Annotated in this window: 16 protein-coding genes; 4 read left to right on the top strand and 12 right to left on the bottom strand. The window is 69.2% G+C overall.

Features of this window, described 5'->3' with window-relative positions; all coding sequences use genetic code 11:
• Positions 1–137: 137 nt before the first annotated feature.
• A complete protein-coding gene (locus tag DNK52_RS05620; protein ID WP_110240030.1) occupies positions 138–2111 on the top strand; it encodes an ABC transporter ATP-binding protein in 1974 nt (657 codons plus the stop codon).
• Positions 2112–2123: 12 nt separating this feature from the next.
• Here the strand turns inward: DNK52_RS05620 and DNK52_RS05615 are convergent, their stop codons facing one another.
• The 5 genes from DNK52_RS05615 to DNK52_RS05595 all read right to left on the bottom strand — a co-directional run bounded on the left by DNK52_RS05615 (position 2124) and on the right by DNK52_RS05595 (position 8122).
• Positions 2124–2855, bottom strand: a complete 732-nt coding sequence (locus DNK52_RS05615; RefSeq protein WP_162598633.1) for a thioesterase family protein — start codon at positions 2853–2855, stop codon at positions 2124–2126.
• A gap of 91 nt (positions 2856–2946) precedes the next feature.
• Positions 2947–5376 carry an ABC transporter permease gene (locus tag DNK52_RS05610; protein WP_110240028.1) on the bottom strand — a complete coding sequence of 810 codons (2430 nt, stop codon included), beginning with the start codon at positions 5374–5376 and terminating at the stop codon, positions 2947–2949.
• Entirely contained in the window at positions 5376–6146 is a 771-nt protein-coding gene (locus tag DNK52_RS05605; protein WP_110240027.1) for an ABC transporter ATP-binding protein, read from the bottom strand. The genes DNK52_RS05610 and DNK52_RS05605 overlap by 1 nt, the downstream gene beginning before the upstream one ends.
• Before the next feature lie 114 nt (positions 6147–6260).
• Positions 6261–6965 (bottom strand): response regulator, encoded by a 705-nt coding sequence (locus DNK52_RS05600; protein ID WP_275426136.1) that lies wholly within the window; start codon positions 6963–6965, stop codon positions 6261–6263.
• Complete coding sequence (locus DNK52_RS05595; RefSeq protein WP_110240026.1) at positions 6962–8122, bottom strand: sensor histidine kinase; 1161 nt, start codon at positions 8120–8122, stop codon at positions 6962–6964. Before DNK52_RS05595 ends, DNK52_RS05600 begins: the two co-directional genes overlap by 4 nt.
• Before the next feature lie 64 nt (positions 8123–8186).
• Between DNK52_RS05595 and DNK52_RS05590 the strand changes: the two genes are divergently transcribed.
• Positions 8187–9224 (top strand): 5'-3' exonuclease, encoded by a 1038-nt coding sequence (locus DNK52_RS05590; RefSeq protein ID WP_239455417.1) that lies wholly within the window; start codon positions 8187–8189, stop codon positions 9222–9224.
• A 14-nt stretch (positions 9225–9238) separates the two neighbouring features.
• Here the strand turns inward: DNK52_RS05590 and DNK52_RS05585 are convergent, their stop codons facing one another.
• Both DNK52_RS05585 and DNK52_RS05580 read right to left on the bottom strand, forming a co-directional pair.
• Positions 9239–10045, bottom strand: coding sequence for a tryptophan-rich sensory protein (locus DNK52_RS05585; RefSeq protein WP_110240025.1), 807 nt, complete (start codon positions 10043–10045; stop codon positions 9239–9241).
• Between the two features lie 55 nt (positions 10046–10100).
• On the bottom strand, positions 10101–11552 hold the full coding sequence (locus DNK52_RS05580; protein ID WP_110240024.1) for an NAD-dependent succinate-semialdehyde dehydrogenase: 1452 nt from the start codon (positions 11550–11552) through the stop codon (positions 10101–10103).
• 120 nt (positions 11553–11672) lie between these two features.
• Between DNK52_RS05580 and DNK52_RS05575 the strand changes: the two genes are divergently transcribed.
• A complete protein-coding gene (locus DNK52_RS05575) occupies positions 11673–12482 on the top strand; it encodes a spermidine synthase (RefSeq protein ID WP_204163408.1) in 810 nt (269 codons plus the stop codon).
• Position 12483: 1 nt separating this feature from the next.
• Here DNK52_RS05575 and DNK52_RS05570 read toward each other — a convergent pair whose 3' ends face one another.
• Entirely contained in the window at positions 12484–13707 is a 1224-nt protein-coding gene (locus tag DNK52_RS05570; RefSeq protein WP_204163407.1) for a lipase family protein, read from the bottom strand.
• 206 nt (positions 13708–13913) lie between these two features.
• Between DNK52_RS05570 and DNK52_RS05565 the strand changes: the two genes are divergently transcribed.
• Positions 13914–15122, top strand: a complete 1209-nt coding sequence (locus tag DNK52_RS05565) for a TerC family protein (protein WP_110240021.1) — start codon at positions 13914–13916, stop codon at positions 15120–15122.
• A 22-nt stretch (positions 15123–15144) separates the two neighbouring features.
• Here the strand turns inward: DNK52_RS05565 and DNK52_RS05560 are convergent, their stop codons facing one another.
• Genes DNK52_RS05560 through DNK52_RS05545 form a run of 4 tightly spaced genes read right to left on the bottom strand, consistent with a single transcriptional unit; the run spans position 15145 to position 22412 of the window.
• Complete coding sequence (locus DNK52_RS05560) at positions 15145–18117, bottom strand: bifunctional [glutamine synthetase] adenylyltransferase/[glutamine synthetase]-adenylyl-L-tyrosine phosphorylase (protein ID WP_110240020.1); 2973 nt, start codon at positions 18115–18117, stop codon at positions 15145–15147.
• Positions 18107–18922: a hypothetical protein gene (locus tag DNK52_RS05555; protein WP_110240019.1), complete on the bottom strand. Its 816-nt coding sequence runs from the start codon at positions 18920–18922 to the stop codon at positions 18107–18109. The genes DNK52_RS05560 and DNK52_RS05555 overlap by 11 nt, the downstream gene beginning before the upstream one ends.
• Position 18923: 1 nt before the next feature.
• Positions 18924–20261, bottom strand: coding sequence for a glutamine synthetase family protein (locus DNK52_RS05550; RefSeq protein ID WP_110240018.1), 1338 nt, complete (start codon positions 20259–20261; stop codon positions 18924–18926).
• A 57-nt stretch (positions 20262–20318) separates the two neighbouring features.
• Entirely contained in the window at positions 20319–22412 is a 2094-nt protein-coding gene (locus DNK52_RS05545; protein WP_204163406.1) for an NAD(+) synthase, read from the bottom strand.
• Between the last annotated feature and the right edge of the window lie 52 nt (positions 22413–22464).

Here is a 22464-nt window from a genome sequence, read left to right as displayed (position 1 = left end):
CGAGTACAACGACACAGGGGCCGCTCCCACCGGAGCGGCCCCTTTCGTCGCTGCGGCAGACTGTTTCCAGCCATCCCCACGACCCTCTCCCCACGACCCTCTACGACCCCTGACACCCTGGTCACGCAGGAGGACCCATGCCCCGCGGCGGACCACGCGTCACCCATCTCAGCCCCGAAGAACTCCAGGCGAACAACCGCCCCGTACTGCGTCGCATCGCCCACCTGTTGCGGCCGTACTCGTCGAGGATGCTCGCCGTCGCCGGCGTCGTCGTGCTGGCCGCGGTGCTCTCGTCAATGGTCCCGTTCCTCACCCGAGCGGTCTTCGACCAGGCCCTCTTCGGTGACGGCGGACCCGACCTCACCCTGCTGGGATGGTTGGTCGCGGGGATGTGCGTGCTCCCGGTCCTGGCCGCGCTCCTGGGCATCACCCAGAACTGGCTGACCTCCACCATCGGGAACTCCGCCATGGCGGACCTGCGCAGCGAGCTCTTCTCCCACCTGCAGAAGATGGAGCTGGCCTTCTTCACCACCACGAAGACCGGCGCCATCCAGTCCCGGCTCGCCAACGACGTCGCCGGGGTACGCACGGTCCTCACCGACACCGCCACCTCGATCCTGCAGAACTCGGTCACCGTCACGGCGGCCTTCATCTCCATGGTGATCCTGTCGTGGCAGTTGACGATCCTGACCGTGGTCCTGATGCCGCTCTTCATCTGGTTGCAGGTGCGGGTGGGGCGTCGGCGCCAGGTGCTGGCACGGCGGACGCAGGAGAACCTCTCCGAGATGACGGCGATCACCGAGGAGTCGCTCAGCGTCTCCGGGATCCTGCTCTCCAAGGTCTTCAACCGTGGGGAGGCGGAGGCGGAGCGCTACCGCCGGGCCAACCTCGAGCAGACCAAGCTCCAGGTCGAGCAGGCGATGACCGGGCGGCTCTTCTTCGCGACCGTCCAGACCTTCTTCGCCATCACCCCCGCAATCATCTACCTCTTCGCCGGGTTCCTGCTGACGGACCGCGTCCCCGGGGGTGACGACGCCCTGACCGCCGGGACCCTGGTGGCGTTCACCACTGTCCAGGCCCGCCTGCAGATGCCGCTCATCCAGCTGATGCGGGTCTCCCTCGACGTACAGACGTCCCTGGCGCTCTTCCGGCGCATCTTCGAGTACCTGGACCTCGAGCCCGCCATCGTGGACCGGCCCGGCGCCGTCACCATTCGCCCCGAGGACCTGCGCGGAGAGGTCGAGTTCCGCGACGTCTGGTTCCGCTACCCCGAGCCACGCGCCCTGACCGGCGCCACCGGTGGCAGCCGTTTCGACGAGGCAGCCGAGGCCATCGACGCGGTCTCCACCGCCACCGAGGACGACTGGACCCTGTCGGCTTTGAGCTTCACCATCGCGCCGGGCCACATGGCTGCGCTGGTCGGTCCGTCAGGCTCCGGCAAGACCACCACCACCTATCTGGTCCCGCGGTTCCACGACGTCAGTCGCGGACAGGTCCTCATCGACGGCCATGACGTACGGGACCTGACGCTCTCCTCCTTGGCCGACTGCGTCGGCATGGTCACCCAGGAGCCCTACCTCTTCCACGGCACCATCCGCGACAACATCGCCTACGCCAAGCCGGGCGCCAGCGCTGACGAGATCGTCCGGGCCGCCGTCGACGCCAACATCCACGACCGGATCATGAGCTTCCCCGACGGCTACGAGACCATCACCGGCGAGCGCGGCTACCGGCTCTCGGGAGGCGAGAAGCAGCGGATCGCGATCGCACGAGTCCTGTTGAAGAACCCGCGCATCCTGATCCTCGACGAGGCCACCAGCGCCTTGGACAATGAGACCGAGCGGCTCGTCCAGGAGGCCTTGGAGCGGGCGACCCAAGGACGTACGACACTCGCCATCGCCCACCGCCTCAGCACCATCCACAACGCCGACGTGATCTTCGGCCTGGTCGACGGGAGGCTGGTCGAGCAGGGCACCCACGAGGAGCTCCTCGCCGACGAGGACGGCCTGTACGCCCGCCTCTACCGCGAGCAGTTCGTCAACCGCCGGGCGCCCGCGCAACCGATGGGCAACCGCGGCGCGGCGGGACCCCGGGCGCGGATCCAGCTGTGAACGGCACCTGAGTCAGTCGCGAACGATCCGCCTGGTCTGGGTCCCCCGGGCAAGGAAGGTGCCGTCAGGGCGGTGCAGGGTCGTCGTCTCGGCGCACAGTGCCCCGTCGGCCCACTCCGTGCGGGCCTCGGCCAGGAGCCACTGGCCCTCGAGGTCCTCGTCGCGGGGTTGACGGTGCAGGTGGAAGTCGATGGTCGGCACGAACGTCGGCGGGTGGCCGCTGAAGAAGAGGCTGGGCGGCACGATGTCCAGCAGGGCAGCTGCCGTCCCCACCCCCAGTCCGGCCCCGACGCGAGCCCGCACCCACGCCCGTACGCTCGGCACCCCCTCGTCAGGAACCGTGCTGAAGGGCCGCACCTCGAGGTGCTCGTCGTGGGCAAGGGCACCGTACGGCGCCACGTACGGTTCCACGTCTTCGGGCCCGGGGAACGCCTTGAGTCGGGCCGGGCCGCAGAGGTCCTCGGCCCCGGCAACCGCGAGCTTCACCCGCCCGGTGGCCAGATCACGCCCCTGGACCACGGCGACGTCGACGGTGGCCGTGCGTCGACCTCGGTGGGTGACGCGCGTGGCGAAGTCAACCTCGCCGGGAGTCACGGTCCCGAGGAAGGAGACGTACGCCGACGCGACCGAGAGGTCAGCGACCTCAGGGTGCGCCCCGGCCACCCGGATGGTCTCGGCGATGATCTTGCCCCCGAAGACGCCGCCGAGTCCCAGCCAGGACGAGTCGATCCGGAGCAGGGTCACGGCGAGAAGTCTGGCACGGGGCCAACCTCCACCCAGCTGCTCGGGTCGGTCACCACCTCATGACCGACCCGAGTGCTGGCTGGCGCGCCGGCTACTGCAGCGCGAGCCCTTCAGCCGGACTGACGCGGGCCGCGCGGCGACTGGGCAGAACGCTGGCCAGCACCCCACTCACACCTGCCACGACGAGCACCACGGCGAGTTGCCGGACCGGCACCGCGAAGGAGGTGTCGATCATCTCCGCGACCAGCACCTCGATCCCCACCCAGGCGAACCCCAGCCCGATGGCGATCCCCAGGAGGGTGGCGACCATGGCGACGAGCAGTCCTTCGACCGCCAGCGTGCGGCGCAGCTGTGGCTTGGTCAGGCCCATCGCGCGGAGCAGCGCGTTCTCCCGTCCCCGCTCGATCACCGAGAGCCCGAGGGTGTTGCCGATACCGATCAGGGCGATCACGATCGCGACCCCGAGCAGTCCGACCACCGCACCGGTCATCACGTTCATCTGGGTCTCCACCCAGGTGCGCTCCTCGTAGTCGCCGCTCCACACCAGGTCGGAGCGGCCAAGCAAGGTGTTCAACGCGGTCTCGAGGTCACCGGCGTCAGCACCGTCCTGGGCTCGCAGCCAGAGCGCGCGCGGCTCAGGCGCGGAGACCAACTTCTCCAGCACCGCTGGGTCGAGGACGACCGTGCCGCCGTAGGCGTCGGTGGACCGCACCTTCACCACCAACGGACCGTCGACGCCCCGGACGGTCACGGTGCCGTCGGCGTAGTACCGCTCCAGGTCCTGCTCCCCCAGGACGTTGATCAGCTCGTGCGGGACGACCAGGTCGGCACCTCGCAGCACGTCCTCGGACCCACGCAGGATCGAGGTGTCAGGGACTCCGAGCAGCACGGACTCCGTACCGGTCAGGAGTTCGTGCCGGCCGCCGGTGACCAGGACTGCGTCGTCGACCCCGTCCAATTCGGCCGCCCTGCGGGCGATGTCATCGGGGAGCGGCTCCGCCCCGATCACGGCCACCGCCATGTCGAGGGAGTAGGACGTGTCCATCTCCTCGCTCAGGCCCGCCCACATCACGTGGAGCCCGGTGAGCACGGCAGTGGTCAGGGTGACCCCGACCATCAGTGACGCGGCGGTGGTCGCCGTACGGCGCGGGTTGCGCACGGAGTTGCCGGTGGCCAGACGCGCCACAGCACCTGCCGGCCCCTTGCGGCTGATGAGGCGCCCCGCCCCACGCAGGAGTGCAGGGATCAGGAGCGGCCCCAGCAGGAGCACGCCGACAAAGCTGAGAGCCCCGCCCGCCAACATGAGCAGAATTGCAGTCGTTGCTTCCTTGTTCGCCATGGCCGCCACCAGGGCAGCCACACCACCGGCGATCATCAGGGTGGCGAGCAGGATCCGGAACCGACCGGCCGGAGTGCTGATCCCCACCCCGGCGTCAGGGCGCAGAGCTGCGAGCGGTGAGACACGGGTGACGGCCCGGGTCGGGAGCCACGCAGCCACGACCGTCACCAGGATGCCGACGACTGCGGCACCGATGACCCAGGCGGGCGAGAAGGAGACCTGCCCCATCGCGTCGAAGCGGCGCGCGAGCACACTGCCGAAGGCCCATGCGGCACCCATTCCGACCAGGACCCCGACCCCGGCAGCCACGATGGCCAGCACCATCGCCTCGATCCGCACCGAACGACGCAACTGCCGCTGGGTGACCCCGACGCATCGCAGCAACGCGAAGTCACGGGTGCGCTGGGCGAAGAGGATCGCGAAGGTGTTGGTGATGACCAGGATGGCGACCCCGAGGGCGATGGCACCGAAGAGCATCACCATCAGGGAGATGACATCGACGCCTTGCGTGATCTGCTTCTGCAGATCGCGCACGTGCTCCTCGGCGGTCCAGATCACTGCACCGTCGGTCAGTTCGTCGGCGGCGGAGAAGGTCCCGTTCCAGAGCACGCCTCGCACCCAGACACTCTGGTCCGCAGCGATGTCCGACCACAGGAGGTAGACGTCGGCCCCGGCACCGACCGTGGCGTCACTGATGCCGACGACCCGGAACGCGCCCTCCTTCTCGGCGAACGGGATCACGACCTCGTCCCCGACGTCCAGAGCGGCACGCGCCGCCGTCCGTTCGTCGACGACGACCTCACCCGGCCCCGTCGGATGCTGACCTGCGACGAGCTCCTGCCAACGCAGGTCGGGGTCGAGTGCGACGGTGCCGAGAGTGATGTTGTCGACCGTTCGTCCCTCGACGCGCAGCGAGGTCCAGTTCTCGGCGATCGGCTGGACGCCGAACCCCTCACGCGCTCCGGCCTCGACGAGGGCCTGGACCTGCTCGAGATCCTGGGTCTCCACGACGTAGGACGCTCCCGCGTACGGCTTGCCGACGTCAGCGGTCATCCCGTCGCGCAGGGCCCCGGCCAGTCCGTCGGTGGCCACGATGAAGGCGACCCCGATGATCACGGCGAGCGCCGAGGCGACGTACCTGCGGGTGTGGTGGCGCAGGGAGGCGAAGAGCACCGTACGCATCAGGCGACCTTGCTGCGCAGCGCGGCGACGAGCTCGTCCTGCGTGGGCTCGACGAGGTGTGCCGCGACCGCGCCGTCGCGGATCACCACGACGTCGTCGGCATAGGCGGCCGCGTCGAGCTCGTGGGTCACCATCACCACGGTCATCTGGTGCTCCCGCACCGAGCGCCGCAGGTGACCCAGCACCTCGGCACTGGCCTCGGAGTCGAGGTTGCCGGTGGGCTCGTCGGCGAAGACGATGGCGGGGTCGGCGACCAGGGCGCGGGCGATGGCCACGCGCTGCTGCTGCCCCCCGGAGAGCTCGCCGGGGAGGTGCCCCAATCGGTCGGCGATGCCCAGGACGTCCACGACCTTGTCGTAGCGCTCGCGGTCCAGGGAGCGTCCCGACAGCTCGAGCGGGAGCACGATGTTCTGCCCGGCGGTCAACATCGGCAGCAGGTTGAAAGCCTGGAAGACGAAACCGATGTGCTCACGACGGAAGAGGGTCAGCTCGGTGTCGTCGAGGCCGCTGAGGTCGCGTCCGGCGACGGTGACCTCCCCGCTGGTGACGCCGTCGAGTCCGGCCAGGCAGTGCATGAGCGTCGACTTGCCCGAGCCCGAGGGGCCCATGATCGCGGTGAAGCGACCGGCTCGGACCTCCAGGTCGATGCCTCGCAAGGCGTGGACGGCACTCTCACCTTTCCCGTAGGTCTTGCTGAGCCCCCGGGCGCGAGCGGCGACGTCAGGGGCAGGGTCGAGTGGGCGGTGGCGTGAAGTGGTGGCGGTGGTCATACGACCAGCCTCGCGGCCGACGCCTGCGAGATCGTCACCCCACGGACCGAACCTCGGCTCCTCCCCCGGTCGTACGCACTGCCGTGACGTCCTACCCCGGGATGACCCGCGGTGTCAGGGCTGGACCAGTCCGCTCTCGTAGGCGAGCACGACCAGCTGGACCCGGTCACGTGAGGAGGTCTTGGCGAGGATCCGTCCGACATGGGTCTTGACGGTGGTCTCGGCGACCGTCAGGTCCCCGGCGATCTCGGTGTTCGAGCGACCGGCCGCGATCAGGCGGAGCACGTCGAGCTCTCGCTCGGTCAGGGAGGCGAGTTGGCCCGAAGGCTCCCGGGCAGGAGCGGGTGAGGCTTCAGGCAGTCCGGCGAAGTGGTCGAGCAGGCGGCGCGTGGTGCTGGGCGCGACCACTGCGTCACCGGCGTGCACCGTCCGGATCGCACCGAGCAGCTCGGGCGGGGTCGCGTCCTTGAGCAGGAACGCGGACGCTCCGGCGCGGATGGCGGCGAACGCGTACTCGTCCAGGTCGAAGGTGGTCAGCACGATCACCCGCGGCGCTCCCGGCTCGGCGAGCAGCCGCCGCGTCGCCTCGACGCCGTCCATCCGCGGCATGCGTACGTCCATCAGCACGACGTCGGCGGCTGTCACCGCGAGTCGTTCCAGCGCCTCCCCGCCGTCCCCGGCCTCGCCGACCACCGTCATGTCGTCCTGGCTCTCGACGAGCATCGTGAAGCCGGCCCGGACCATCTGCTGGTCGTCGACCAGGAAGACGCGGATGGCTGCGTCGTGCAGCGGCGTCTCGGGCGTTCCTGAGGTGCTCACAGGGGAACTCTGCCCTGGACCCGCCAGCCGCCGCCCACCACGGGGCCCACTTCCAGACGGCCGCCGTGCACGCTGACGCGTTCCTGCATCCCCAGCAGTCCGAGACCCGCGCCGTCGGGCGGGACCGTCGCCCCGCGCCCGTCGTCGATGACCAGGACCTCGAGTGCGGACGGTGTGCGGGCCACCCGCACACGCACGCGTACGTCGGGCCCGGCGTGCTTGCGCACGTTGGTCAGCGCCTCCTGCACCACGCGGTAGACGGCGAGGCCGACACCTTCAGGCACCTCGGCCAACTCGGACGAGTCGGACTCCCCGAAGTCGGCCTCCACCTGCATCCCGGCTGCTGCAGCCTCGCTCACCAGCCGAGGTACGTCCTCGAGTCGCGGCTGCGGCGCCACTCCGCTGTCCCCCACCCGCAGGAGCCCGAGGAGCCGGCGCATCTCCTGGAGGGACTCACGCCCCGTGGCCGCGATGGTCGCCAGGGCATCGACCGCAGCCTGCGGGTCCTTCGGCGCGGCGTACCGGGCCCCGTCGGCCTGGACCACCATCACCGACAGACCGTGGGCGACGACGTCGTGCATCTCGCGCGCGATACGGGACCGCTCGTCCTGGGCGGCGAGCGCGACGTCGCGCTCCGCCATCCGCTCCGCCTGCCGGGCGCGCTCCACCAACCCGTCGAGGTGCTGATCGCGCTGTCGCCCTGCGACGCCCAGCGCCCAGGCCGAGACGGCGATGGCCGCGGCCGTGACGAAGAAGGTCAGGTAGTCGCTCCACCCTCGGGCGTACTGGTGGGTCCAACTCCACGAACCCACCGCGGCGGCGACAAGGGTGACAGCGAGGGTCAGGGTGGGCACTGCTCGTCCACCCCAGCGGGCTGCTGAGTAGGCGGCGATCGGAAACGCGAGCTGGCTGGGCATGGGGTCCGAGACGAGGAAGACCTGGAGCGCACTGGCCGCCGCCACCGCTGCGAAGACCGCGGTGGCGTGGGAGCGGCGCCACCACAACGGAACGATCTGCAGCAGGCAGAGCACGGTCTCGACGGACCCGACGCCGCCCCACCCCAGCAACACCAACAGACTCGACAGTGCCAGCACGAGGAGTCGGTCGAACCAGCGGTTCGCGCGATCGCTCAGTGTCCAGGGTCGGGAGATGTCCACGCGGCGATCGTAGGCCCCGGGCGATGACCGGGGGCCGGCCAACGCGCTGGGCTAGGATCGCGGCGTGCCTGGCGAGGAGTTCCACCGAGGTCTGGCGAACACCGCCGACCACGGCCGGCGCAAGCTCCTGCTGGTCGTCGACGCCCCTTCACTTCTGCATCGCAACCACCACGCGCGCGCCCACACCGGACTGACGGACCGCTCCCACCGACCGGCCTGGGCCCTGCACGGGATGCTGCGCCAGATCATCGAGTCGATCGACCAGTTCGCGCCGGACGCCGTCATCTTCGGCCTCGACGATCGTGAGGCCTCCGTCCGGTCGTCCTTCTACCCCGACTACAAGGCCGGCCGTGCGCCCAAGGACGCGGCCCTCGTCGACCAGTTGGGGCGGGCCGGCGCCCTGCTCGATGCCCTCGGTCTGGCGACCCTGACCCCTCCGGGCCTGGAGGCCGACGACGTCGCGGCCTCCGCGGCCACCTGGGCGGTGCGCCACGACTGGAACTGCGTGATCATCACCTCCGACCGGGACTCCTTCGCCCACATCAGCGAGCACACCCAGGTGCTCCGACTGATCAACGGCGGCATCAACAACTCGCCGCTGCTCAACCCGCGGAGCCTCAAGTTGATGTACGGCGTCGCAGCGGAGAACTACCTCGAGTTCGCCGCGCTGCGTGGTGACGCCTCCGACAACCTGCCCGGTGTCCCGGGGATCGGGGAGAAGACCGCCCCCGTGCTGCTGGAACAGATGGGCTCGATGGATGCGGTCTGGAGCGACATCGAGCACTGCGGCGGCACCCACCTGGTCGCGGTGATGGATGCCTGGGCGGCCGAGACGGGTGGTCGCCGGATCGGCGCGGGCCTCCTCAAGAGGCTCACCGCTCCCGGAGCCCGGGAGCGCTTCGAGTTCAACATGGCGTTGATGTCCGGCCACGACGACCTCGACCTGGGCCTGACTCCGGACATCCCCGGGACCCCGGGGCTGCTGCCCCTGGACATCGACCGGGTCTCCCGGGTGGTGGGTCACCTCAACGTCGAGTCGACCACGTCGCTCGCGGTCCGCGTGCTGACCGGAACACCCGCCTCCGCAGTCCCGCCCTGGTGAGGCGTTGACGGCCCCTACGGGTTGACGGTCCCCTTGCCTCGGGCCTGGATGGCTCCCGTGAAGGCGATCAGCACGAAGGCCACCACGATCGCCGTCACCGCGGTGACGATCGACTCGGGCTCACCGTTGAGCCGCCCCACCGCTATCCAGGAGAGCCCCCAGGCCAGCGCCACGGCGATGGCGATGTTGGCACGGGTCACCAGGGCCAGGACCACGCCCACGAGACCGACCGCGACCAGCACGGTGATCGCCCACACGTCCGGCCACGGAGCGCCCGGGTCCACCCCGGAGTCGACGAGCGTGGCAGCGATGTTGGCGCAGACCGCGACGGAGACCCACCCGGTGTAGAGCCCCATGGTCGCGTCGGTGACGACGACGTCGACCACCGATTCGGTCGAGGCTCGCGGCTTCTGCGCCAAGGTGCGTACGACGTGGCCCAGCACGAGGACGAGCACGACGATCACCAGCACGCTCATCCAGAGCCACCCCTGCCTCACGACCAGGAGCCACGCGGCATTGAGCACCATCGAGGCCGCGATCCACCACCCCACCTGCCGATGCCGCTCAGCGGCACGCTGGGCAGGGAGCCACTGCCAGATCGTGTAGAGGGCCAGGCCGAGATAGATCACGGACCAGATGCTGAAGGCCTGGCTGGCAGGAGCGAGCATGGTCGCGTCTGCCGAGAGAGCGCCGCCCGCAGCCTCGGCGACCTGCGGCGGCCCGAAGACCCCCGACCCGATCGCCGATCCGACGAGGCATGCAATCTCGGCGATCGTCACGGTCACGAGGCGGGCGTAGTCACGGGAGGTGGTTGTTGCCATCCCCGGACCGTAGTGAGTGGCTGGTGGAGTCTTCAACCCACACGCCGGTCAAAGGTCACTCCCAACCGATGCTGACGTACTGGGTCTCCAGGTAGGCCTCCATGCCCTCGGATGCACCTTCGCGCCCGATGCCGCTGTGCTTGGTGCCGCCGAAGGGAGTCGCAGGATCGGAGACCACTCCCCGGTTGATCCCGACCATCCCGATCTCGAAGGCCTCCGCCAACCGGAGCGCCTCGCCCAGGTCCTGGCTGTAGATGAACGAGGCCAGGCCCATCTCGGTCCCGTTCGCCTGCCTCACGAGCTCATCGAAGTCGTCCCAGACGACCACCGGCGCCACGGGGCCGAAGAGTTCTTCGGCGAGGATCTCCGCGTCCGGAGCCACGCCGGTGAGCAGGGTGGGGGCGACGAAGTGGCCCGGCAGGTCGGGCAACTCTGCCCGGGCAGCCACCACTGCCCCCGCCGCGACCGCTCGGTCGACCAATTTCACCAGCCCGTCGCGTGCCCGGGCGGAGATCATCGGGCCGATCGCGGCTCCGGAGGCACCCGCTCCCACGACGAGGGCCTCGATACGTGCACCCCATGCGGCGACGAAGTCGTCCACCACGTCAGCGTGCACGTAGAACCGGTTGGCGGCAGTACAGGCCTGACCACCGTTGCGGAACTTGGCGACCATCGCGCCCTCGACGGCGGCCTCCACGTCTGCGGAAGCCGTGACCACGAAGGGTGCGTTGCCACCCAGCTCCATGGAGCAGTTCAGCACCCGCTCCGCGGCCTGCGACAGGAGCAGGGAGCCCACGCGGGTCGACCCGGTGAAGGAGAGTTTGCGCACCGCCTCGTGGGCGAGCATCGTCTTGACCGAGCCCGAGGAGTCGTCGGTGGTCACGACGTTGACCACGCCCGCCGGGGCCCCGGCCTGGAGCAGGATCTGGCCGATCGCGAGTGCTGTCAGTGGCGTCTCGGAAGCCGGCTTGACCACCACGCTGCACCCCGCCGCCAGCGCAGGAGCAACCTTGCGGGTCATCATCGCGGCCGGGAAGTTCCACGGTGTGATGAGGACCGAGACCCCCACTGGGCGCCGCTGCACGAGCGTACGGGCGCCGCCGGCGGGTGCGCTCCCGAAGGCCCCTGCCGCCCGCACTGCCTCCTCGGAGTACCAGCGGAAGAACTCGGCCGCGTACGTCACCTCGCCGACGGCATCCGCCCTGGACTTGCCGTTCTCCGCGACGATCAGGTCGGCCAGGTCGTCGGAGCGCTCGAGCATCAACTCGAAGGCACGTCGCAGGACCTCCGAGCGACGTCGGGGCGACGTGGCGGACCACCCGGGCAACGCACCGGCCGCGGCGTCGACCGCCGCCACCACGTCCTCGTCCTCGGCGCGGGCCACGGCGGCCACGACGGAGGTGGTCGCGGGATCCTGGACGTCGAAGGTCGCCCGATCCCCGACCAACCACTGGTCCGCGACCAACGAACCGCAGGCGGGGATGAGGGAGTCGACGAGTCGGGACATGGGGACCTCCGGGTCGGGACGAGGAGACGCGTGGGCAGCGCAAGTGACCTTCCCCATGGTGCCACCCGCGTCCAGTGGCTCCGCCGCACAACTGAGCAGGGCACCGGTCACAATGGCTCCGTGGCCAACAGGGATGCGAGAGATGACGCGGCGGGCGCGAAGCTCGTGCCCGCCGACCGCGCGAACTCCTACGTCCTGCGTCTCGACGGACACGACCAGTCGTACGTGGACCTCGACGACCCGACCCGGCTCGTCTTCGACTACGTACGGCGGATGGGCGACGTCCTGGACACCCTCGGTACGCCGGGCGCCGCGTTGCGTGTCGCCCACGTCGGTGGCGCGGCGATGACGTTGCCCCGCTACGTCGCGGCCACCCGCCCGCGCTCGACCCAGGTCGTGCTGGAGCCTGCGGAGGCACTCACCGCGCTCGTCCGCGCCGAGCTGCCACTGCCTGCGCGCAGCGGCATCAAGGTCCGTCCCCTCGACGGACGGTCGGGGTTGGTGGGCCTGCGTGACGGAGCGTTCGATGCGGTCGTCGTCGATGCCTACGCGAAGGGGCAGGTGCCCGCCGACCTCGTCACCGTGGAGGCGGTGGCGGAGATCGCCCGCGTCCTGACGCCCGAGGGCCTTGTTCTCTTCAACCTCTCGGACCGAGCACCCTTCGCGTGGACCAGGCGGGTCATCGCTGCCGTGCGCACCCAGCTGCCCAGGGTGATGGTGAGCGCCGAGCCGGCCACACTGCGTGCCAGGCGCGGGGGCAACCTCTTGCTGGTGGCCTCCCGCAGCGGGCTTCCTGAAAGCGCGCTCCTCGAGCGTGCCGCGCGTTCCGCTTCGCCGTACAAGGTCCTCGGTGCGGCGGCGGTGAGCGATGCCCTGGGAGGAGGCAACGCGTTCACCGACGCCGACACCGAGGCGTCGCCGCGACCCTAGGTCACAACCTCCAGCAGGACGAGGCGGCGGGCAGACCTGCGAACCTCGCCCCGAGGAACGCGTAGATCTCGGTCGCGTGGTTGAGCATTCCGCCCACGTGCAGTGGAGTGGCATTGGTGCTCAGGCGCACGTTGCCTCCCTTGTTGCACCAGTCCGTGGCCAACTGCTTGCCGACCCGGTGGGGCACCACGTCGTCGAGCAGGCTGTGCGTGACCAGCACGGGCGCGTTCGGCTTGGTCCGCCCGATCCGCTGGTCGGCAATCATCTGCTTGAAGGGCTCTCGGGTGATCAGTTCCGTCAGCCCGGCGCCATCGGTCGTGTAGTCCTCGGAGTTGGTGAACGCGCTCTTGAGGAGGTCGAAGACGCAGGCCTCCTCGATCTCGCTGTACATCTCCTTGCCCGCAGCGTTGAGGTACGGGTCCATGTCGATGTCGTAGCTGGCGGTCAGTCCGGCGATCGCGAACCAGGTGAACAGCGAGTAGAGGCTGCCGTCGATCGCCTCGGGCAGTGCCCGCAGGTCAGCCGGGACCGCGCTCGCGACCGTTCCCTTCACCTTCAGCTCCGGGGCGTAGCTCCCCGCCAACTCAGCCGCCGAAGCAGCACCGGCACCGCCCTGGGAGTAGCCGACGAAGGCGACAGGGCTCTTCGCGTTCAATCCGGTGCTGGGCATCCGCTGCGCCGTACGCACGATGTCGAGCACCGCTCGGCCCTGGGAGACCCGGTCCATGTAGGTGTGCATCCCAGCGGTGCCGAGCCCCTCGTAGTCAGTCATGGCGATCGCGTAGCCACGAGCCAACATGCCAGCCATGAAGAGCGACTCGTACTCGAAGCCTTCGCTGAACATGCGGGAGGGAGCACACGAGTCACCGATCCCCTGGGTCCCCACGGCGTAGCCGATGACGGGGCGCGTGCCCGGTCCGACCCACTTGGTCTTGGGCACGATGACCGATCCGGAGACCGCGATCGACTTCCCCGTGCGGTTGGTGGTCTTGTAGAGCACCCGGGTCGCGTCGTAGGCCACGGTGTGGACCTTGAGCGGGTCGAGCAGGAAGTTGAGCTTCTCGCTCCGGATGAGCTCTCCGTTGGCACTGGGCAAGGAGGCCGGAGCCTCGTAGAAGGCCGGTCGCGGCGACTCGGCCGCAGCAGGAGCTACGGCCCCGGCGACCGTCATCGCGACGGCGATGCTGCTGGCTGCCAGGGCAGCCATGAAACGTTGTGCGGACACAGGTGATCTCCCTCATTCATCCCCGAAATGGTGTCTCCATCCAAGCGGGTGATGTGGATCACATGCAACACCTGTCTCATTTCGCTCCACCTACCCGGCCCGCGACCTCGTCACCGGCGCCATGACAAACTTGTGCGGCTGACGGGTGCAGCTCCGGGCCGGAGCCGACGCCCCGCGGCATCGACACACTGACCAAGGAGATGAACATGGACGTGAGTCCACTGGTGTGGGGCCTGACGATCGCAGGAATCATCGGGCTGCTCGCGTTCGACTTCTTCTTCCACGTGCGCCACGCCCACGTCCCCACGCTCAAAGAGGCCGCCACCTGGTCGGCCCTGTACGTCGGCATCGCGATCGTCTTCGGCTTCGGCGTGCTCGTCTTCGGCGGTGGTCAGATGGGCTCGGAGTACTTCGCCGGCTACATCACCGAGAAGGCGCTCTCGGTGGACAACCTCTTTGTCTTCCTCATCATCATGGCCAGCTTCAAGGTCCCTCGTGAGGACCAGCAGAAGGTGCTGCTCTTCGGCATCGTCTTCGCGCTGATCGCGCGCACCTCCTTCATCCTGCTGGGGGCGGCGCTGATCAATCAGTTCGCCTGGATCTTCTACCTCTTCGGTCTGGTGCTGCTGCTGACCGCCGGCAACCTGCTCAAGGGCGAGGACGACGAGGAGGGCGCGGCGGACAACTTCGTCATCAAGATCGCCAGGAAGGTGTTCCACACCTCCGAGCACTACGACGGCGACAAGATGTTCACCATCGAGAACGGCAAGAAGGTCATGACCCCGATGCTGTTGGTCATGGTGGCCATCGGCGGCACGGACATCCTCTTCGCCCTGGACTCGATCCCCGCGATCTTCGGGCTCACCCAGAACGTCTTCATCGTCTTCACGGCGACCGCCTTCTCGCTGCTCGGCCTGCGTCAGCTCTTCTTCCTCATCGACGGCCTCCTGGACCGGCTCATCTACCTGTCCTACGGCTTGGCCGCGATCCTGGGCTTCATCGGCGTGAAGTTGATCCTCCACGCCCTGCACGAGAACAACCTGCCGTTCATCAACGACGGCGAGCACGTGCCTGTCGTCGAGGTCGGCATCGGCCTCTCCCTCACGGTCATCCTCGGGATCCTGCTCGTCACGGTCCTGGCCTCCTTGGTCAGCCCCGCAGGCAAGGCCCACGCCGTGGTGGCGAACGCCCGTCGTCACGCCACCGCCTATCTCGACGCCGACTACACCCAGGACCCGGCCGAGCGCGAACGCCTCTACCGCGCCCTGGTGGACGGTCAGGAGCAGATCCGCGCCCTGCCTGAGAAGTACCAGGAGAAGGCTCGTGACGAGGCTCCCCTCGTCGAACTGATCGAGCGCGCGCACGACGAGCACTCCAAGGCGATCGATCGCGGCGAGGCCGCTCCCCGCGGCTGACCCGCCGTCGGGACGGGGGGTCTCAACCCCAGAAGATCCGGTCGACTACTGCGTGCGCGCGACGCGTGGTGCGTAGGTAGTCGTTGACCATCCGGTCCGTGTCACCCATGTCATAACCGAGCACGGTCGCCAACGCGGCGCGTTCCTTGGGCGCCTGTGGCATCGCGTCGGCGCCCTTCCCGCGCACCAGGGTGGCAGCGTTGCGCATCCTGCTCACCAGGCACCATCCCTCGGCCAGGATCTCGGCGTCATCCGCGCTGATCAGGCCCACCTCCCGGGCGGCCGAGAGCGCCGGCAACGTCACGGGCGTGCGCAATCCAGCGACTGTGCCGGCGTGCTGCATCTGCAGCAACTGGACGGTCCACTCGATGTCCGCCAGTCCCCCGCGGCCCAGTTTGAAGTGCGTGTACGGGTCGGCGCCCCGGGGCAGACGCTCGCTGTCGACGCGGGCCTTGATCCGGCGCACCTCGATGACGTCGTCCTGACTGAGCCCCTCCTCGGGGTAGCGCAACGGGTCGATCAGTTCCATGAATCGGTCGCGCAAGCCGGGGTCGCCGGCCACCGGAGCGGCACGTAGCAGCGCCTGGGCCTCCCAGACCGCCGACCACTTGGCGTAGTAGGCGGCGTACGACTCCAGGGAACGACTCAACGCCCCCTGCTTCCCCTCGGGGCGCAGATCCGCATCCACCTCCAGGCCGGGGTCCTTGCCGGAGGCCGCGAGCAACCGGCGTACGTCGTTGGCCACCGCGAACGCGAACGACGACGCGTCCGCGGGCTCGACCCCCTCCACCGCCTCGTGGACGAACATGACGTCGGCGTCGCTGCCGTAGGAGAGTTCGAACCCGCCGTACCGTCCCATGGCGACGATCGCCATCCGGGCCGGAGGCTGGTCGAGTCCCCGGATGGCGGTCTGGTCGCGTGCCACCGCCTGGAGGGTGGCCTCCAGCGTGGCGCTGGTGAGGTCGCTCAGCGCTCGGCCGACGGCCTCCACATCGGTGTCCCCGAACAACTCTCCGACCGAGATCCGGAAGAGTTCGCGGCGACGGATCGCGCGAACGGCGCGCACTGCCTCGCCTGCGTCGCCCTGACGCCGTGCGGTCGCCACGACTTCGGCCGTCAACGTCTCGCCGTTCAACGGCGTGAGGTCGTCCCCGAGGATCCGCACCCCCTGCGGCTCCCGCTCGAGCAGATCGGTGACGAAGGCCGAGGTCGACAGCAACTTGGCGAGTCGCTCGGCCACCTGACCCTCGTCGCGGAGCTGGCGCAGGTACCAAGGGGTGGCGCCGAGCGTCTCGCTGATCCGGCGGAAGCCGAAGAGCCCGGCATCCGGATCCGGTGAGTCGGCGAACCACTCGAGCATCACCGGAAGCAGGGTGCGCTGGATGGATGCTGAGCGGGAGACCCCGGCGGTGAGGGCCTCGAGGTGTCGCAGGGCAGCGCGGGGATCGCCGTAGCCCAGGGCCCCCAGTCGGTCCTGGGCCTGCGCGAGCGTGAGGCGAGCGTCCGGACCGGGGATCCGAGCGACTGCCTCGAGCAGCGGCCGGTAGAAGAGTTTCTCGTGCAGTCGACGCACCAGCCGGCGCCGACTGTTCCACTCCGTCTGCAGCGTGCTGCCGGGGTTCTTGAAGTAGCCCATGGAGCGCCCCAGACGACGCAGATCAGCTTCGCGGTCCGGCACCACGTGCGTGCGCCGCAGCTGGAAGAGCTGGATGCGGTGCTCGAGCGTGCGCAGGAACGTGTACGCCTCGTGCAGCGCCTCACCGTCCTCGCGGCCCACGTAGCCACCGCGGGTCAGCTCGGCCAGCGCGCTGAGGGTCGTCGGTGAGCGGAGACGGGCGTCTGCCCTGCCATGCACCAGTTGGAGCAACTGCACCGCGAACTCGACGTCACGCAGGCCCCCCGACCCCAACTTGAGCTGACGCTCGGCCTGCTTGCTGGGGATGTGTTCCACGACGCGACGACGCATCGCCTGGACGTCGCTGACGAAGTTCTCCCGCTCCGCGACGGACCAAACCATGGGGGCGACCATGTCCACGAACTGGGCTCCGAGCGCCCGGTCGCCGGCCACCGGGCGCGCCTTCAGCAGAGCCTGGAACTCCCACGTCTTGGCCCAGCGCTCGTAGTAGCCCTGGTGGCTGGTGAGCGTACGCACCAGCGGACCCTGGTTCCCCTCGGGGCGTAGACCTGCGTCGACGGGCCAGATCGTGCCCTCGCGGGTGTGGGCCGAACAGACCTGCATCATCTGCGCGGCCAACTCCGTGGCGACCCGGGTCGCCTCGTGCTCCTCGACGCCGGGTGCGGCCTCGTGGACGAAGATCACGTCGACGTCGGAGACGTAGTTGAGCTCGTGTCCCCCGCACTTGCCCATCGCGATGACCGCGAGGTTGGCCCGGGTCGCCGTCGCGCCCACTCGGGCCCGAGCCACCGCGAGCGCCGCGTCGAGGGTGCCGGCGGCCAGGTCGGAGATCTCCGCGGCGACGTCGTCCATGCGTTCCTGGTGCCGCAGGTCCCGGGCCACCAGCCCGAGCAACTGGCGGCGGTACTCCACCCGCAGGGCGTCGACGGCCTCGGCGTCAGGGAGGCCCGCGACCGGAGTCGTGGCGGCTGCGTCGGCGCCGACGCTGAGCAGCAGCTGCTCGCGGCGGTACCACGCTGCAGTACGGGAGGTCGCCAGACCCGGGTCACACAGTTCGGTCCACTGGTCCGGGTGCCGGACCAGGTGTTCGGCCAGTGCCTGACTGGCCCCGAGGACGTGGACGAGTCGGGCAGCCGTCTCCTGGTCGTCGGCCAAGGTGTCGACCAGCTCGTCGGAGGCTTCGACCGCACCGATCAGCTGCGCGAGGCCCCGCACCGCCAGGTCCGGGTCCGCCACCTTGGCGAGCACAGCAAGGACAGTCCCGGCAGCGCGACCGACGGCGCCCAGAGCGACTCGAGCTGCGGCCAGGTCATCGAGCCCGGCCCGGCTGAGTTGTGTCGCGCTGAGCTCAGGCGGCATCTGTCGATGAGCTCGTGTTCCCGGCAGGACGCCGAAGGACGTAGCGCGCGATGCCCAGCAGGATCACCAGGACCCCCAGGATCGGCATGAGTTGGTCCCATCCGGTCTCGGCGCCCGGGCTCACCCCGACCAGACCCAGTTGGGCCGCCTCCCACGCCCGGTAGGCCAGGCCCGCGCAGACCACGAAGAGGAGCACGAGCAACACCTTCTCCAGCCCTCGGGGAGACCGGGTCAAACCCGCAGGGGTGGTGGGCCACGGGACGGAACAGATGGCGACCAGCAGCACCCCGATGCCGATCGACAACCAGGAGAGTCCGAGCAGGTCCTCGGTGTCCACGGGGTGCAGCTTTGCGAACAGCCAACCGGAGGCGAGCATGCCCAGCCCGGCAAACGAGGTCCGGGCGCGAGTGGCGGTCGTGGAGTGTGGCAGGTGCATCAGGGCGCTGATCGTGGAGATCAGCAGGATGGCGGAGACCAGGCTCCCCAGCGGGATGGCGTACTGGAAGAGGTAGCCGTCCTCGGAGGGCGTACGGACGCCGGGGTCCATCAGGATCAGCACCCACAGGACGCCGCTGAGGAAGCCCACCCAGAGCATCGGCTCGAGCACGAAACGGATCGGACCGCTCACCCGCGTGGGGTCGACGCGCATCCCCTTGGCGACGTCCTTGGAACGCTTGACCGGCACGGGGCGCTTGCGCTCGTCGAGCACCGGGCCCCGGTCGATCGGGGTCGAACCCCACTCCGGCTGTGCGGGCCGGGCAGCCTTGCGAGCCCCCCTGCGCCGTGCCTCCCCCCCACGTGCCATCTCAGATCACCGGCAGCATCTGGTCGCGTTCGAAGGCCGAGACCTGGCCCCGGTACTCCTCCCACTCCGCACGTTTGTTGCGCAGGAAGAAGTCGAAGACGTGCTCGCCGAGGGTCTCCGCGAGGAGCTCGGAGTTCTCGGCGACGTTGATGGCCTCGAAGAGTGTGCGGGGCAGTGACTGGATCCCCAGGCTGCGGCGCTCGCGCTCGGTGAGGGACCACACGTCGTCCTCGGCCTCGCGCGGCAGTTCGTAGCCCTCCTCGATCCCCTTCAGTCCGGCCGCCAGCGTCACGGCGAAGGCGAGGTAGGGGTTGCAGGCGGCGTCCATCGAGCGCAACTCGATGCGTGTCGACTGGCCCTTGCCGGGCTTGTACATGGGCACCCGGATCATGGCGGAGCGGTTGTTGTGACCCCACGAGATGTAGGTCGGCGCCTCGCCGCCACCGATCAGGCGCTTGTAGGAGTTGACCCACTGGTTGGTGACCGCGGTGATCTCCGCCGCGTGGGTCAGGAGGCCGGCGATGAAGTGGCGGCCGGTCTTGGAGAGCTGGTACTGCGAGCCCGCCTCGAAGAAGGCGTTGCGGTCGCCCTCGAAGAGCGAGAGGTGGGTGTGCATGCCCGAGCCGGGGTGCTGGGTGAAGGGCTTGGGCATGAAGGAGGCCCACACACCTTGGCCCAGCGCCACCTCACGGATGACGGTGCGGAAGGTCATGATGTTGTCGGCGGTCGTCAGCGCGTCGGCGTAGCGCAGGTCGATCTCCTGCTGCCCCGGCCCGGCCTCGTGGTGGCTGAACTCCACCGAGATGCCCATCGACTCCAACATCGTGATCGCCTCGCGGCGGAAGTCCGCCCCCGACGACTGCGCCGTGTGGTCGAAGTAGCCGCTGCGGTCCACCGGGACCGGCTCGACACCGGGTTGCGGCGTGTCCTTGAAGAGGTAGAACTCGATCTCGGGGTGGGTGTAGAAGCTGAAGCCCTTGTCCGCGGCCTTGGCCAACGTCCGCTTGAGGACGTGACGCGGATCGGCGTACGACGGACTGCCGTCGGGCATGGCGATGTCGCAGAACATGCGTGCCGTCGACGGCCCCTCCCCCCGCCACGGCAGGATCTGGAACGTCGAGGGGTCCGGCTTGGCCAGCATGTCCGACTCCTGGACCCTGGCGAAGCCCTCGATCGCGGAGCCGTCGAAGCCGATGCCTTCACCGAAGGCACTCTCCAGCTCTGCCGGCGCGATCGCCACCGACTTCAAGAACCCCAGGACGTCGGTGAACCACAACCGCACGAACCGGACGTCACGCTCCTCAAGAGCGCGGAGTACGAAGTCTTCCTGCTTGCCCATGGGACAAACTATGGCGTACGAGGTGGCCGATGGGTCGCACTTCCCCCCAAACCGGCCTCACGCGTCGGGAATTCGTGCCATTTCCGTGAGCCAGGCGGCCGGGCTGGCATCCGAGGGCATCCGCCAGTCACCACGTGGTGACATGGTCCCTCCGGCGCTCACCTTGGGTCCGTTGGGCAGGGCGCTGCGCTTGAACTGAGAGGCGAAGAACCGGCGTACGAAGACCTCCAGCCACCTCTTGACCTCCACCAGGTCGTAGGCGGGTCGCTCTCCCTCCGGGTAGCCGGGCGGCCACTCACCCTCCTCGACGTCACGCCAGGCGTGGAAGGCCAAGAAGGCGACCTTGCTGGGACGCAGGCCCCGGCGCACAAGGTGGAAGAGCGTGAAGTCCTGGAGGTTGTACGGCCCCACGGTGTCCTGGGTGGCCTGCGGCTTGACCCCGTCGGCGTCCGGGATCAACTCGGGCGTGATCTCCTGGGCGAGCACCCCGCGCAGGACCGCGTTGGTCTCCTCGTCGAACTCGCCGGAGTCGGCGACCCAGCGGATCAGGTGCTGGACCAGCGTCTTCGGCACCCCGGCGTTGACGTTGTAGTGCGACATCTGGTCGCCCACGCCGTAGGTGCACCAACCGAGGGCCAGCTCGGAGAGGTCGCCGGTGCCGACCACCAGACCCCCGCGATGGTTCGCGAAGCGGAAGAGGTAGTCGTAGCGCAGCCCTGCCTGGACGTTCTCGAAGGTGACGTCGTAGACGTTCTCCCCCTCGGCGTAGGGGTGCCGCAGGTCCGCCAACATCTGACGGGCCGCCGGACGGATGTCGACCTCGTCGAAGCTGATGCCGAGCCCCGCGGCCAAGCGCGTGGCCAACGACTTCGAGGTGTCTCCGGTCGCGAAGCCCGGCATCGTGTAGCCCAGCACGTCGCTGCGGGGCCGCCCGAGCCGGTCCATGGCCTTGGCGGCAACCAGGAGCGCGTGGGTGGAGTCCAGTCCTCCGCTGATGCCGATGACGGCCTTGGGAGAGCCGATGGACTCGATCCGCTTCTCCAGCCCGTTGACCTGGATGTTGTACGCCTCGTAGCAGTCCAGGGCCAGACGGGCCGGGTCGTCGGGGACGAACGGGAACCTGTCGACCTTGCGCCGCAACCCGATGTCACCGGAGGGCGCGTCGAGCGTGAACTCGACCGTGCGGAAGTCGCGCTCCCCGGCACCCACGCCGAGTGCACGTCGGTTGTCGTCGAAAGTGCCCAGACGCAGGCGCTCGTGCGCGATGCGCTCGACGTCGACGTCCGCGACCGTGCAGACCGCATGCTGGGGGAAGCGCTGTCCCTCGGCGAGCATCTCACCGATCTCGTAGATCATCGTCTGGCCGTCCCACGAAAGGTCGGTGGTCGACTCGCCCTGGCCGGCGGCGGCGTAGACGTAGGCGGCGGCACACCGGGCGCTGGCCGATTCGACCAGCCGGCGCCGCTCCTCGGCGCGAGCGATGGTGATCGGGCTGCCGGAGAGGTTGGCCAGCACGGTGGCACCGGCCAGCGCAGCTTCGGCGCTCGGCGGCACCGGCACCCACATGTCCTCACAGATCTCCACGTGGAGGCGCAACGCCGGGTGATCGGTGGCGGTGAAGATGAGGTCGGGCCCGAAGGGCACCTCGGAGCCGGCGAGCCGGATCCAGCCATCCCGCTGGTCGTCCCCGGGAGCGAAGTGGCGCCGCTCGTAGAACTCGCCGTACGTCGGCACGTACGACTTCGGGGCTACGCCGAGGATCTCGCCACTGTGAATCACCACGGCACAGTTGAAGATCCGGCCCCCGTGCCGCAGCGGCGCGCCGACCACGACCACCGGGAACAGGTCGGCGGTCTCGGCCACCAGGCGCTCGAGCTGGGACTCGACGGATTCCAGCAACGTCTGCTGCAGGAAAAGGTCGTCGATGGCGTAGCCGCTCAACGCCAACTCCGGGAAGACCGCCACCCCGACTGCGTCCTCGTCGCAGGCACGCAGCTGTTCGATGATCGTCGTCGTGTTCGCCTCCGGGTCTGCCACGCTCACCGGGACGGTGCAGGCGGCGATCCTGACGAATCCGTGCGCATAGGCCGAGTAGAAGTCCACGGGAAGGAGTCTAGGGCGAGCCTGTCGGCGACGTGAGGACCACCACATTGCTCGACCCCGGAGTCGGACTAGCCTGAGCGTGTCCGTGGACTCCACCAGG

It is taken from the genome of Nocardioides gilvus, assembly GCF_003194605.1.
Lineage (GTDB): Bacteria > Actinomycetota > Actinomycetes > Propionibacteriales > Nocardioidaceae > Nocardioides > Nocardioides gilvus.
Note: the sequence above shows the minus strand (reverse complement) of the source record. Positions and strands in the feature narration are given on the sequence as shown.

Excerpts from the sequence above, each read along its gene's own strand:
- DNK52_RS05620 (WP_110240030.1), top strand. The coding sequence starts at position 138 with ATGCCCCGCGGCGGACCACGCGTCACCCATCTCAGCCCCGAAGAACTC.
- DNK52_RS05550 (WP_110240018.1), bottom strand. The coding sequence starts at position 20,261 with ATGGGCAAGCAGGAAGACTTCGTACTCCGCGCTCTTGAGGAGCGTGAC.
- DNK52_RS05565 (WP_110240021.1), top strand. The coding sequence starts at position 13,914 with ATGGACGTGAGTCCACTGGTGTGGGGCCTGACGATCGCAGGAATCATC.
- DNK52_RS05610 (WP_110240028.1), bottom strand. The coding sequence starts at position 5,376 with ATGCGTACGGTGCTCTTCGCCTCCCTGCGCCACCACACCCGCAGGTAC.
- DNK52_RS05605 (WP_110240027.1), bottom strand. The coding sequence starts at position 6,146 with ATGACCACCGCCACCACTTCACGCCACCGCCCACTCGACCCTGCCCCT.
- DNK52_RS05580 (WP_110240024.1), bottom strand. The coding sequence starts at position 11,552 with ATGTCCCGACTCGTCGACTCCCTCATCCCCGCCTGCGGTTCGTTGGTC.
- DNK52_RS05560 (WP_110240020.1), bottom strand. The coding sequence starts at position 18,117 with ATGCCGCCTGAGCTCAGCGCGACACAACTCAGCCGGGCCGGGCTCGAT.
- DNK52_RS05555 (WP_110240019.1), bottom strand. The coding sequence starts at position 18,922 with ATGGCACGTGGGGGGGAGGCACGGCGCAGGGGGGCTCGCAAGGCTGCC.
- DNK52_RS05545 (WP_204163406.1), bottom strand. The coding sequence starts at position 22,412 with ATGTGGTGGTCCTCACGTCGCCGACAGGCTCGCCCTAGACTCCTTCCC.
- DNK52_RS05585 (WP_110240025.1), bottom strand. The coding sequence starts at position 10,045 with ATGGCAACAACCACCTCCCGTGACTACGCCCGCCTCGTGACCGTGACG.